General features: G+C 71.3%; 11 protein-coding genes. 8 read left to right on the forward strand and 3 right to left on the reverse strand.

Annotated features, from left to right (window positions below; all coding sequences use genetic code 11):
- From KHP12_RS02945 to KHP12_RS02970, 6 genes are all read left to right on the forward strand, one after another.
- Entirely contained in the window at positions 1–1,278 is a 1,278-nt protein-coding gene (locus tag KHP12_RS02945; protein ID WP_086882008.1) for a cytochrome P450 family protein, read from the forward strand.
- Positions 1,275–2,192 (forward strand): L-tyrosine/L-tryptophan isonitrile synthase family protein, encoded by a 918-nt coding sequence (locus KHP12_RS02950; protein ID WP_086882007.1) that lies wholly within the window; start codon positions 1,275–1,277, stop codon positions 2,190–2,192. Before KHP12_RS02945 ends, KHP12_RS02950 begins: the two co-directional genes overlap by 4 nt.
- Positions 2,193–2,316: 124 nt before the next feature.
- Positions 2,317–2,574: a hypothetical protein gene (locus KHP12_RS02955; protein WP_086882006.1), complete on the forward strand. Its 258-nt coding sequence runs from the start codon at positions 2,317–2,319 to the stop codon at positions 2,572–2,574.
- Positions 2,574–4,901 (forward strand): heavy metal translocating P-type ATPase, encoded by a 2,328-nt coding sequence (locus KHP12_RS02960; protein WP_086882005.1) that lies wholly within the window; start codon positions 2,574–2,576, stop codon positions 4,899–4,901. The genes KHP12_RS02955 and KHP12_RS02960 overlap by 1 nt, the downstream gene beginning before the upstream one ends.
- 70 nt (positions 4,902–4,971) lie before the next feature.
- Entirely contained in the window at positions 4,972–5,484 is a 513-nt protein-coding gene (locus KHP12_RS02965) for a copper chaperone PCu(A)C (protein WP_086882004.1), read from the forward strand.
- A gap of 360 nt (positions 5,485–5,844) precedes the next feature.
- Positions 5,845–6,768: a poly(ethylene terephthalate) hydrolase family protein gene (locus KHP12_RS02970; RefSeq protein WP_244202821.1), complete on the forward strand. Its 924-nt coding sequence runs from the start codon at positions 5,845–5,847 to the stop codon at positions 6,766–6,768.
- 110 nt (positions 6,769–6,878) lie between these two features.
- Here the strand turns inward: KHP12_RS02970 and KHP12_RS02975 are convergent, their stop codons facing one another.
- Positions 6,879–7,664, reverse strand: a complete 786-nt coding sequence (locus KHP12_RS02975; protein ID WP_086882002.1) for an IclR family transcriptional regulator — start codon at positions 7,662–7,664, stop codon at positions 6,879–6,881.
- A 443-nt stretch (positions 7,665–8,107) separates the two neighbouring features.
- On the opposite strand from KHP12_RS02975, the gene KHP12_RS02980 reads away from it, so the two are divergent.
- Positions 8,108–9,478 (forward strand): PHB depolymerase family esterase, encoded by a 1,371-nt coding sequence (locus tag KHP12_RS02980; protein WP_246643065.1) that lies wholly within the window; start codon positions 8,108–8,110, stop codon positions 9,476–9,478.
- A 130-nt stretch (positions 9,479–9,608) separates the two neighbouring features.
- Here KHP12_RS02980 and KHP12_RS02985 read toward each other — a convergent pair whose 3' ends face one another.
- Positions 9,609–10,583 (reverse strand): glycoside hydrolase family 16 protein, encoded by a 975-nt coding sequence (locus KHP12_RS02985; RefSeq protein WP_078559696.1) that lies wholly within the window; start codon positions 10,581–10,583, stop codon positions 9,609–9,611.
- Positions 10,584–10,899: 316 nt separating this feature from the next.
- On the opposite strand from KHP12_RS02985, the gene KHP12_RS02990 reads away from it, so the two are divergent.
- Complete coding sequence (locus KHP12_RS02990; protein WP_244202819.1) at positions 10,900–11,523, forward strand: helix-turn-helix domain-containing protein; 624 nt, start codon at positions 10,900–10,902, stop codon at positions 11,521–11,523.
- Positions 11,524–11,701: 178 nt separating this feature from the next.
- Here the strand turns inward: KHP12_RS02990 and KHP12_RS02995 are convergent, their stop codons facing one another.
- Positions 11,702–12,337: a hypothetical protein gene (locus tag KHP12_RS02995; protein WP_211831357.1), complete on the reverse strand. Its 636-nt coding sequence runs from the start codon at positions 12,335–12,337 to the stop codon at positions 11,702–11,704.
- Positions 12,338–12,478: the final 141 nt, after the last annotated feature.

Here is a 12,478-nt window from a genome sequence, read left to right on the forward strand (position 1 = left end):
ATGACCCTCCAGGAGCCCCTGCCCGCCATGGACGCGCACGGCCCACACGACGAACCCCTGCCCGACCCGGTCCCGCTCATGGGCTGCCCGTACAAGGCCAATCCCTATCCGCTGTACGAGCGGATGCGTGCGAGCGGCCCCGTCCATCGCGTCCTGTTCCCCAGCGGTGTCCACGCCTGGCTCGTCACCGGTTACCAGGCCGCCCACGCCGCGCTGAACGACGACCGCCTGGGCAAGAACCACGACCGCGGCAACGACCACTGGCGCGCCCGTGCCTCGATCATGCCCGAGCCGCTCCACTCCCAGCTCCAGGTGCACCTCCTGCACCAGGACCCGCCCCACCACACCCGCATGCGGCGCTTCGTCACCGACGCCTTCACCCCGCGCCGTATCGAGCGGCTGAGGCCCCGGTTCCAGGAACTGGCCGGCGCCCTCGTCGACGCCCTCCCGGACACCGGTCCCACGGACCTCGTCACCGGCTTCGCCGCCCCCTTTCCGTTCCGGGTCCTCGCCGAAGTCATCGGCCTGCCATCCGAGTTGACCGCCCGCTTCGACCGCGACTGGGGCAAGGTCGTCCAGCCGGTGGGCCCCACCGACCCCGGACGCCCGCTGTACGAGGCCCGTCTGCACGGACTACAGGGCTACATCGCGGACGTCGTCGCCCACAAGCGCGAACACCGGGAGGACGACCTGCTCAGCAGCCTCGTCGAGGCCCGCGACCGCCGAGAGCTGTCGCAGGAGGAGCTGGACTCGATGATCTTCCAGCTCCTGGTGGCCGGCCAGGAGCCGGTCACCAATCAGATCACCACCTCCCTGATCGCCCTCTTCCGCCACCCCGCCGAGCTCGCCCGGCTGCGCGACGACCCGGACCTGACGCCCCGCGCGGTCGACGAACTCCTCCGCCACGACAGCGCCTTCGAGCTGACCACATGGCGCTTCCTCGACCAGGACGGCGACCTGCACGGTACGAGGATCCCGGCCGGCGACTCGGTGATCATCTCGCTGTGCGCCGCCAACCGCGACCCGCGCCGCTTCCCCGACCCCGACGCACTCGCCCTCGACCGCTCGCCCAACCCCCATCTGGCCTTCGGCCACGGCATCCACTTCTGTCCCGGAGCCGCCCTCGCCCGCGCCGAGCTCCAGATCGCCCTGGACACCCTCCTGGGCCGCCTGCCCGGACTGCGCCTGGCCATCGACGACGCGGACATCGCGTGGATCCCGGCGGTCCTCGGACGGGGCACCAACCACCTGCCCGTCGGCTACGACCGGCGCATATGACCCACCGCTCCACGAGCGGCATCAGCGCCGCCATCCTCAACCTGCTCCTGCCGCACCACCGCACGACCGGGCCTTCGCCCGGGGGAGCGGTGGCCTTCCCGCACCAACTGCGCCAGATCGCCGGCTTCGTACGCGCCGGAGAACCCGTGGTCTTCACCCTGCCCGGCTTCCCCTGCAAGTCCCCCAACCCCGCCAAGGTGCTCGGCCACCTCCCCGACCAGGGCGAACGCCTCTCCCTCGACTTCCTGAACACCCTGTGCGAGGAGATCGAGCGGATCCACCCGCCGGGCGCCCGCGTGATCATCTGCTCCGACGGCCATGTCTTCGGCGACCTGATCCGCGTCCCGGACGACCACATCGACGCCTACGCGGACGCACTCGGACACCTCATACAGGAGGCGGGCCTGCACCGCCTCTCCGTCTTCGACCTGCGCGATGTGCTGGGTGACCTGCCCCACGGCGCCAAGCGCGCCCGGGTGCACCAGGGTTACGCCCCCACCCTGGAGGCGCTGCGGGCGGAGGTCCGCTCCGAGGGCCACACCCTGGCCCTGTACCGGGGCATCACCCGATTCCTCGTCGACGACACCGCCGACTTCACCGGCACCCGCTCCGCCCTCCAGCGCGAGTGCCGCCAACGCGCGTACGGCGTCATTCAGCGCAGTCGCGCCTGGGGAGATCTGATCGCCGAGCACCACCCTCGCGCCGTCCGGTTGTCCATTCACCCCCAGCCCATCGGCGCCCCGAAGTTCGGCATCCGCCTCCTCGACGCTCCCGACGTCTGGACCACCCCCTGGCACTCCGCCGCCCTGCGCCGCGCCGACGGCACCTGGACCCTCCTGCCCCGCACCCGCGCGCGGCAGCTCGGCCGTCTCGTCCACCGGCACGGCAGACCGAGCCATTACGAACAGGGCTGAGCCCGTGCCCCGCTGTGGCACGCGTCACCACGAGGCATCGGAACTCGGGTGTCGGCCGTTCCGACTCCTCTACCGGTGCGGCTGGACTGGCTGAGGCCGTACGAAGCGATCGGAGTTTCCTCACATGGAGCAGAATCACCGACCCGCCCGCCGCCGGGCGGCCGCGTCGCTGTCCGGAGCATTGCCCCCGCCGGCGCTGTGCGGCTTCCTCCTGCTGCTCGTGGTGGTGTTCGCCGCTTCCTACGCCGTCGGCACGAGCGTCGGGCCCGTCGCCCCCGGCATGCACCGCACCGGCACGACACAGGACGGCTCAGGCGGCGGTCACGACGGCGGCGGCATGGAGATGGACGGCATGGGCACGGACCACGGAAGCGGGCGCTGATGGCCGCCGAATCGACTTCCCGGACGGTCGTGACCGACCTCTCCGTCGGCGGAATGACCTGTGCGGCCTGTGTGCGGCGCGTCGAGAAGAAGCTGGCCAGGCTGGACGGGGTCACGGCGACGGTGAACCTCGCCACCGGCCGGGCCCGGGTGAACCACCCGCCCGGCGTCGGCCCGGACCAGCTGGTCGCGGCCGTCGAGCAGGCCGGCTATTCCGCCGTGCTCCCCGAGCCGCCCAGGAAGCGACGGCGCGAGGACGGGGATGGAGGGGACGAAGCGGAGGACGCCCGGCAGGAGCGCGACCGGCTGGTGGTCACGGCCCTGCTCGCGGTGCCGGTGCTGGTCCTGTCGATGGTTCCCGGTACGCAGTTCCGCAACTGGCAGTGGCTGTGCTTCGTACTCGCCGCGCCCGTCGTCGTCTGGGGAGCCTGGCCCTTCCACCTGCGGGCGGCGCGCGGACTGCGACACTCGGCGGCGACCATGGACACCCTGGTGTCGCTGGGAGTCGCGGCTTCCTTCGCCTGGTCCTCCTACGCGCTGTTCCTCGGCGGCGCCGGCGCCCCCGGCATGCGGATGCCGTTCAGCCTGGTGCCCACCGCCTCGGACGGCGTCGCCCACATCTATCTGGAGGCCGCCGTCGGCGTACCGCTGTTCGTCCTGGCGGGCCGCTACCTGGAGGCACGGGCCCGGCGGGGAACCGGCGCGGCACTGCGCTCACTGGCCCGGCTGGCCGCCAAGGAGGTCTCGGTACGCGACGGCGACGGCGAGCGCCTGATCCCGATCGGACAACTGCGGGTCGGTCAGGTCTTCGTCGTCCGGCCCGGGGAGCGCCTCGCCACCGACGGCACGGTCGTGGAGGGCGGCTCGGCCCTCGATCTCTCCCTGGTGACCGGGGAGAGCGAGCCGGTGGAGGTCGGCCCCGGCGCGCCGGTGATCGGCGGTGCCGTCAACGCCGGAGGGCTGATTCTCGTACGGGCCACCGCGGTGGGAGCCGACACGCAACTGTCCCGTATCACCCGGCTGGTGACCGAGGCCCAGGCGGGCAAGGCACGGGCGCAGCGGCTCGCCGACAAGGTCGCGGGGGTCTTCGTCCCCGTCGTGCTCGCCCTGGCCGTCACGGTGCTCGGATTCTGGCTCGGGGCCGGCGCCGAGCCGCAGGCGGCGATCACCGCGTCCGTGGCCGTCCTGGTCGTGGCGTGCCCCTGTGCGCTGGGCCTGGCGACCCCCACCGCGCTGATGGCGGCGACCGGCCGGGGCGCCCAACTCGGCGTCCTGGTCAGCGGGGCACGGGCGCTGGAGGGACTGCGGCACCTCGATGCCGTGGTGCTCGACAAGACCGGCACTCTCACCTCCGGGCATATGAGCGTCGCCCGGGTCACGGCCGTGCCGGGCGGACTCGGCGAGGAGCGAGTGGTCCGGCTGGCGGGCGCGGTCGAACAGGGATCGGAACATCCGCTGGGGCGTGCCATCACCGCGTATGCCCGGCGAACCGTTCCCGGGGAGCCGCTTCCGGCCGTGGCCGACTTCCTCGCGCTGCCGGGGAGGGGCGTCCGCGGGCGGGTGGCGGGACGGCTGGTCGAGGTCCTGGCCCCGGACGACGTGGTGCCGCCCACCCTGGCCCAGGCGCTGCCGGCCGGCGGGACCGCCGCCCGCACCCCGGTCGTGGTCCGCGTCGACGGCGAGCCCGAGGCACTGATCGAGCTCGGGGACGTCCTGCGACCGGGAAGTTACCGGGCCGTGGACCGGCTCCGCCGCCTGGGGGTGCGACCGGTGCTCGCCACCGGCGACCGGGAGGCACCCGCCCACGCCGTCGCAGCCGACCTCCGCATCGAGGAGGTGCACGCCCGCTGTACCCCGGAGGACAAGGCCGCTCTCGTCCGCGAGCTGCGGGAGCAGGGCTGCCGGGTCGCCGTCGTCGGCGACGGTGTCAACGACGCGGCCGCCCTGGCCGGCGCCGACCTCGGCATCGCCATGGGCACGGGCACGGACGTGGCGATCGGGGCGGCCGACGTGACCCTGGTACGCGGTGACATCGAGACCCTGGCGGACGCGGTCGGCCTCGCCCGCAGTGCGCTGGGCACGATCCGGGCCAACCTGCTCTGGGCGTTCGGCTACAACGTCGTGACGGTGCCGCTGGCCATGGTCGGACTGCTCAACCCCATGTTGGCCGCGGCCGCGATGTCGGTCAGCTCGCTGCTCGTGGTCGGCAACAGCCTGCGGCTGCGTGTCTGGCAGCCGTCACCGACGGGCAGACGCCGGCAGCCGTCACCGACCGGCGGACCGACCGGCGGACGCCCTTCCCGGCCCGCCGCCCGGACGCCACTGTGATGCCCCTGTTCGCCGCTTGTGGACCGCCTGCCCGCGACCGCGGCCCGACACCGAGGTGGAGACCAGCCCGATGACGAACCCCTCCTGGACGCCCAGCCACCGTCGCCTCACGGACTCCCTGCGGGCCGCGGTCGCTCCGGCCTGCGCCTGTGTCCTGGCGCTGGGTGGCCTCGCCGTGTGGACCGCCGCGGGCAACGCGGGCAGTCCTCCGCGTATCGACGTCACCGGCGCACGGCTCTTCCTCCCCGCCCCGGGAGTGCCGCGGACCGCCGCGTTCTTCCGGATCACCAACACCGGCGGTGTGCGGGACCGGTTGGTCGAGGTGACGTCCTCCGCGGTCACCGGGGAGGTCTCGCTCAGCCGCCACCGGATGACCGGGCGGGGATCGGCCTACCCGCAGGCCGCGGAGTCCCTGCCGGTTCCGGCGGGCGGCTCGCTCGACATGTCACCGTTCACCAGCGATGTGACCGTCCCGGCCACGGCCCGCTGGCGGGCCGGAGACCTGGTGCCCTTCACCCTCCGTTTCGAACACAGCGGACGTGTCGAGACCAACGCCGTCGTCGTGCGGCCCGGCGAGGGCTGAGTGAGCCTGACCGCGTCCCGTCCGCTGGTCGCCGTCGTGGGCGAGGCCACCGAGCGGCCCTGCCGTAGGCCTTCGGACCACACATCCGCATCGGCCCGCGGGAGGTGATACGCGCCGGTCCGCGGGTCTCGCCCCGGTCACCTCCAGGGCGACCTGCCGTGGGCCGCCGAAGAACCCCGCCCGCGGTTTTTCCTTCCGCTGGGCAGAAAACCGGCTTCCGGGTGTCTCTGGCGCACTTTACGGTGCGGTCGCGCTGCGCTTCCGCAGCGCGCACCCGCGCCGCATCCTGGAGGTACATCGATGCGTCCAACCCGCCGTCGCTCCAGATCGACTTCCCCGTTACGGTCCCGATCCCGCCTCGTGGCCGTGCTGATCGTGCTGGCGACCACCCTCACCTCGGCGCTGTTGACCGTCTCCGTCACACCCTCCGCGGCCGCCGAGCGGCCGTCCCGGAGCATGCCCGCGGTCGGCTCGCCCACCGAGAACGCTTCCGTCCCCGCGGCGGTCCCGGATCCGACGACCGCTTCGCTCGAGGCCACGAACGGGCCGCTGGCCACCGCCGCTTACACCGTTCCCAATCCGAACGGGTACGGGTCCGGCACGATCACGTACCCGACGGCCGGCGGCTCGTACCCGGGCGTCGTGCTGATGCCGGGCTATCAAGGCACCCAGCAGAACCTACAGTGGCTCGCGCCCCGCCTCGCTTCCTGGGGCTTCGTCGTCATCAACGTCGGCACCCTTACGCTGGGCGACGATCCCGCGTCGCGCGGTCGTCAGATCAGCGCCGCCGGCACCCAGCTGCTCTCGCTCGGCTCCGCCGTCGGCAACCCGATCTACGGGAAGGTCAATGGCACGCTCGGCGCGGCCGGTCACTCGATGGGCGGCGGCGGTGTGATGGTGGCGCTCCGGGACGACTCCCGCTTCAAGGCGGGCGTGCCCCTGGCCCCGTACAACCCCAGCCAGAACTTCTCCGGAGTCACCGACCCGACCTTCTTCATGACCTGTCAGAGCGACCCCGTCGCCCACGCCAACACCTACGCTCTGCCCTGGTACAACTCCATGACCCGGGCCGAGAAGCTCTTCGTCGAGGTTCCCGGCGACCATCTCTGCCCGATGACCGGCTACGGCAACAAGGCCAAGCAGGGCAAGTGGATCGTGTCGTTCTTCAGCCGCTGGCTGTACGGCGACACCCGCTTCAGCCCGTTCCTGTGCGGTGCCGCGCGGGAAGCGGACAAGAACAACCCCTCCCTGGTCACGCGCTGGCAGGACACCTGTCCGTTCTGAGCGGATCCTCGTAGGGCCCCTGGGGAGGGCTCCTGCGGTCCGCCGCGGGAGCCCTTCTCACGAGCCCGTCCATGCCCACTCCGCGTGCGGCACCCCTTGGAGGCGTCGGCTCACGCGCCGTTCTGCCGACGGGACAACGCGCGGGAGATGGTCCGGCCGGTGGCCATGACCACGGGCGCGAGCGCGCACTCCCCGGCACCAGAGGTCCCCGGGACGACGGACACGGCGGCGACGACCCCGCCCGTCGCGTCCCGCACGGGGGCCGCGGCCGACACCGTGCCCCCGGGGCCGGGCCACCGGCCGTTCACCGCGAAGCCCGCCCCCTCCACCTCGGCGAGCACGTGACGCAGGCCGGTCGCCAGGGCGTGGTGGACCAGATAGCGCTCTCGGACGGTGGACCCCGCGTACGCGAGGAGCACCAGGCCGTCACCGGTGGTGTGCGCCGGGCGCCGGCCGCCGACCGGTTCGCCTGCTCCGCCGGTGTCCGGGGCGCCGATCCGCTCCACGAGCACTGTCTCCATGCCGTCCAGCACCGCCAGCCGAACCTGCTGCCGCCCGGTCTTCCGGTACAGGCCGAGGAGGAAGGGCATCGCCACGTCTCTCAGCTCCAGCCAACGTGGGGCCATTGCCGCGACCGCCCACAAGTGCAGACCGATCTCGTAGCGGCCGTTCCGGTGCCGTTCGAGTGCGCCCCAGGACAACAGCTCGCCGACAAGCCGGTGCGTAGTGGCCAGCGGCATCCCGGTTCGCCGGCTGATGTCCGTAAGAGTCAGCCGACGGCGTTCCCCCGCGAACGCGTCCAGCACGCTGAGAACCCGGCCGGCCACCGAGCGGGGGGCCGGTTCCTTCCCGGCGGGCGCGCCGCTGGGCGGAGGTGGAGGCGGCGCTGAACGCATCGGGGAATCCTTTCGGCGGATAGGGCCGTGTGCCGCACAAAGGAGGCATGCGCTGACATGCCTACAACAAAGCTTCAGATGCGGGCAGCGGCAGGGCCACCCCTCGTCCTTGGATATGAAGCTGTCGTTTGCGCATAAGCCCGTTGTCCACGCCGTGGAGCCTCCGGGAGCGCGGGCGCATGAGCACGCGGCCGGATTGATGCGGATGACGCATCGACAGATCCCGGTTTCGGTGCTGGACACCGCTCGAACACAGCTTGGAGACTCACGGGTGGTACGGCGATGCCCGCCACCCCGCCTCGCTCTCTGAACGACGCGGCCCGGCCACGCATCGGCGCTCACCCCGCCGTACCGCTCCTTCTCGGTTCCCCCGCACCAGGCGATCGGCTCCACGTCCGGCCCTCCCGGGCCGCCCGACATCTCACGGAGGACCCTTGAGAAAGATGACCAGGCGTACGGCCTTCGCCATGGCGGCGGGCACCGTCACCGGCTCGTTGGTGATCAACACGGCCACCGCGGCGGCCGATGCCCCGGCGCCGGGACGGCCGGTGGCGGCCGGAGCCAATCCCGCGCTGCGGACCGCCCTCATCACACAGGTGACGCCCAGGAACAACTGGCGGGTGACCGCCGTCGCCATCCGCTACGCGGCCCCCATCGACATGCGCGGCGGCGTCATCCCGCCCTCCGCCTTCCAGGTCACCGCCGACCTCGGCGGGCAGAGCGCGGCCCGAACGGTCACCCGGGTCTACCCGAACACCGCGGCCAGGGCGGACGACCTCCCCGACGCCGGACGGCCGGGCAGATACCTCGTCATCGAGCTCGACCCGGACGACGCCAACGCACGGGCCTCCGGCACCGACCCTCTTCCGCTCCATCGCGCCTACACCGTCAGGCAGGTGGCCGATGTGCGGACCCCCGGTGGTGACCTGGTGCTCGCGGCCGGTCCGTTGGCGATCCGGAACGACGACGTCATCACCCCGGTGGTCGACGACTTCACAGCGGGATCGTTCACCGACTCCACCGGATTCGAACTGGCCTTCCGGCTGTACCAGCCGGAAGGGTGCGTGCGGAGTCCGGGGGCGGCCGCGCGGTATCCGCTCGTCGTCACCCTGCACGGCGGTGGCGAGGTCGCCGACAACAACGTGACCCAGCTCACCGCCAATCGCGTCGCCGTCACCTTCGCCAAGCCGGAACGCCAGCGTCGGCACCCGGCGTTCGTGCTCGCCCCCCAGATCCCACTGCCGCGCCCCATGGACGGACCCGACGGTACGGACTGGACCGACCCCAAGGTCCGGACGGCGCTGGTCGAACTCATCGACGCCTTCACAACGCAGCGCCCCGTCGACGCGGATCGGCTCTATCTCGTCGGTCTGTCATCGGGTGCGCGAGGCATCTTCAACCTGCTCCCGCGGCGTCCCCACACCTTCGCCGCGGCCCTGGCCACCGCCGGCTGGGGCGACCCGTCCACCATGGACGGGATCACGCACATCCCGATGTGGACCGACCACTCCATTGACGACCCGGTGGTCCCCTACCGCGAAGGACGGTTCGGAAAGCCCGGCACCTGGACGCTGATGAACACACTGGAGAGCGCCGGTGCGCAGGTCACCCGCGGGGAGTGGGCCAACGACCTGCCGAAAGCGGAGTTCGAAGCCCGCTCCAGGGCCCTGCTGAACCGGGCCCGCCGGGCCGGCAGCCATGTGCTGTTCACGAGCTACACGCCCGGAACGACGCCGGTGAGCCCGCACTTCGCGTGGGCCCAGACATACGAGAACGACGTCGTCATCGACTGGCTCTTCGACCAGTCCCGTTAGGCGTACGGCCGCGCCTCGCTGCCACGCTGCCCTGGGCGGCCACGAAAGGCCAGGGCTTGGACCGGACGCGCCCGGCCCCACCGCGCTGGTGGGACCGGGCGCTCCGCTACTCGGATGAACGTGTGCGGCGTTACTTGCTCACCTTGACGGAGAACCAGTCCACGCTCATTCCCTCACCGGAGGTGGTGTCCGCCGCCGGTGAGGTGCAGCCGCAGACCTTGTTCGGATAAGAGCCGCCGACCGCGACGTTGAAGATGGCGAAGAACCCGTGGTCGACCGCCTTCTTCCAGGTCTCGGCTGACACCTGGTTCTGCTTCACCGTGAAGGTCTCCTTGCCGTCGCGGTAGAAGCGCAGCTGTTCGGCGGAGGTGTCGGTGCGATCCACGATCACGGAGTACGTGTGGTAGTCGGTCTGACAGCCGTCGCACGGCAGCAGATCGCTGGTGATCCCGTCCGGGTCGTGACACTCGCCCGCCCACTCACCGCAGTGGAAGGTGCTCGAGTGCTTGCTCAGCCCGTTGACGGCCTCCATGATGTCCAGCTCACCGATGCTCGGCCAGTTGGTGGCCCCGACCGGGCGCGCGTCGGCGCCCATGGCCCAGAAGGCGGGCCAAATTCCGAGGGCCTTCTCCGGGTTGGGCTGCTTGAGGGAGGCGCTGATCTCCAACTGCCCACCGGCGGGCGCCTCGAAGTCGGTGCGCTGGGTCTCCACACGGCCGGAGGTCCACTTACCCGAACCGTCACGGATCGGCTTGATCACCATATGCCCGTCACCGTCGTGGTAGACGTTGTCGGTCGAGTCCGTGACCGACTCGATCTCGCCGGTGCCCCAGTTCGCGGCGCCGCCCGGGTAGCCGGTGCCGATGTCGTACAGCCAGTCGTTCTTGTTCAGACCGGTGCCCGCCGCGCCGTCGAAGTCGTCCTGGAAGACGGTGGTCCACTCGGCCTTGGCCGCGGGCTCGCCCGCGGCGGCGGTGTTGGAGGACACCGTGAGAGCCAGCAGTCCGGTCACCGGAAGCGACAGGGCGGCCACGAAGGCCAGAACGCGTCGTCGGCGGCGGGGTTTGGCCTCCGCCGTCGTATCTGAGGAAGTGATCCTGAACATGTGGGGGGCTGCTTTCGTTCGAAGGAACAGCGGTGCCGCGATGTGCGAGCCCCCGTAGCCCGCTCCTGGCGTGGGGGTGATGGGAGATCGGGCTACGGGAACTCGGGCACAGTGGGCAGAGTGAGCGCCCATGGGGTCGAGAGAGCGCTCACACGGAACGACTGTCTTGGACCCCGCCCTTGTCGGTCAAGGGCCGTGCTGAATTCACTAGTTGAACGAAAGCCCGTGGCCTGACCGCACCGCCGCGGAAGTATCGATCGCCCCACTTCAGAGTTGGAGGCATGTCCGGGGTGCCGGTACTGGCGCTCACCAACTCTTGACGACGCGCGCGGTCACCCGTGACGAGGCCGCCGCCAGCGTCGGCATCTCCCGCAAGCTGGCCGCCTTCCACCTCGACAAGCTCGTCGACGCCGGGCTGCTGCGCGCCCGTTATGAAACGCCCGGCGGGATCCGGAAGGTCGGCAGACGGCCGAAGGTGTACGAACCCACCGACGCTCAGATCTCGGTCAGCATCCCCGAGCGGCGCCATGAACTCCTGGCGGACCTGCTCCTGGACGCCGTCCTCACCGAGGGGACCGAGGAAAACGCCGCGCAGGCGGCGGTGCGGGCCGCCGAGCGGCGCGGCCGGCGGATGGGCGAGGCCGCGCGGGACGAGACCCGCCCGGGCCGCCTGGGCCCCGAACGCGGGCTGACCGTCTGCGAGCGCCTGCTGGATGAGTACGGCTATGAGCCCGTCCGGCAAGTCCCCACCGAGCTTCGGCTGCGCAACTGCCCGTTCCACCCGCTCACCGCGAAGGCCCCCGACTTGGTGTGCGGCATGAACCACGCCTTCCTCGCCGGTTACGTCAACGGCCTCGAGGTCAACGGGGTCCGGGCCGTGCTGGCTCCCGAGCCCGGGGAGTGCTGTGTCCGGCTGGGACCGAGCGACACCGATCAATGATGGGCAGATGGCCCGGGATCGCTGATACGGGCCGCTCTCGGGCGGCCCACTGGCCCGTCGATGGACGGCGGGGCCAGCGGGCGGCGGCCGGTTTCACCGGCGGGGTGATCCCTCGGAGAGGCCAAGAAGCCGAGAGGCCAGGAAGCTGAGAGGTCGAGAGGCTCAGCGGCCTGGGAGCCTAGAACAGGCGGTTCAGGCGGAGCGACAGGTAGCAGCCGCCGGCGCGGCCGTCGGTGTCGTCGCCTATGGTCACGGAGTGGCCCTCATAGGCCGTGTCGTAGGTGTCCTTGGGGCGGTAGTTCTTGCACTGCCCCCCGGCGTCGGCGCCGCCGTCTCCGTAGAACTGCACATCGAGGCCGACGTCCGAACGACCGGAGAGGGCGAAGGTGAGGTTGCACCAGCCCGCTCGGCCGTCGGTGTCCACCCGGATGTTGTCGCCGAAGGTCTTGAACGGCTTGATCGGGATCGGGTGCGGGCCCCCGTTCTGGCACTGGCTGTCGTCGCTGCCGGGCTCCGGCTCCCAGGTGTAGGTGGCGGTCAGGCCCGCGAGGGAGTTCGACGGGTCGTAGATGCCGAAGGCCAGCTGGCAGCCGCCCGCGCGATTGTCGGTGTCCAGTCGGATGGCGGTGGACCAGTCGGGCGCGGTGACCCACCGCTCCGGCGGATTCGTCGGCCCGTCACACTGGCCGTCGCCGTCGGGGTAGAAACGAACGCCCAGCTCGGGCGAGGCGTTGGCCGAGGACGACGCGGCGCTGGCCGACGTGGCCGTCAGGCCGCTCACCATCAATAAGCCGACCGCCAGCGCGGATCCCATTCGGGTCGATCTTTTGCCCAGCTTCAGCTTTCTCACGTGTGTCTCCCAGGGTGTCTTCGCTTGATGCCGAAAAGGTGCCGAACCGTTCCACGAGCGCGCATGACCATCACTGAATTCCTGGCTGGTGCGTTGGAACAGGGC

Source organism: Streptomyces asiaticus (genome assembly GCF_018138715.1).
In the GTDB taxonomy this organism is placed as follows: domain Bacteria; phylum Actinomycetota; class Actinomycetes; order Streptomycetales; family Streptomycetaceae; genus Streptomyces; species Streptomyces asiaticus.

Coding starts and splice junctions, on each gene's coding strand:
- KHP12_RS02975 (WP_086882002.1), bottom strand. CDS start 7,664: ATGCGTTCAGCGCCGCCTCCACCTCCGCCCAGCGGCGCGCCCGCCGGG.
- KHP12_RS02950 (WP_086882007.1), top strand. CDS start 1,275: ATGACCCACCGCTCCACGAGCGGCATCAGCGCCGCCATCCTCAACCTG.
- KHP12_RS02945 (WP_086882008.1), top strand. CDS start 1: ATGACCCTCCAGGAGCCCCTGCCCGCCATGGACGCGCACGGCCCACAC.
- KHP12_RS02985 (WP_078559696.1), bottom strand. CDS start 10,583: ATGTTCAGGATCACTTCCTCAGATACGACGGCGGAGGCCAAACCCCGC.
- KHP12_RS02980 (WP_246643065.1), top strand. CDS start 8,108: ATGACCAGGCGTACGGCCTTCGCCATGGCGGCGGGCACCGTCACCGGC.
- KHP12_RS02955 (WP_086882006.1), top strand. CDS start 2,317: ATGGAGCAGAATCACCGACCCGCCCGCCGCCGGGCGGCCGCGTCGCTG.
- KHP12_RS02960 (WP_086882005.1), top strand. CDS start 2,574: ATGGCCGCCGAATCGACTTCCCGGACGGTCGTGACCGACCTCTCCGTC.
- KHP12_RS02995 (WP_211831357.1), bottom strand. CDS start 12,337: ATGGGATCCGCGCTGGCGGTCGGCTTATTGATGGTGAGCGGCCTGACG.
- KHP12_RS02965 (WP_086882004.1), top strand. CDS start 4,972: ATGACGAACCCCTCCTGGACGCCCAGCCACCGTCGCCTCACGGACTCC.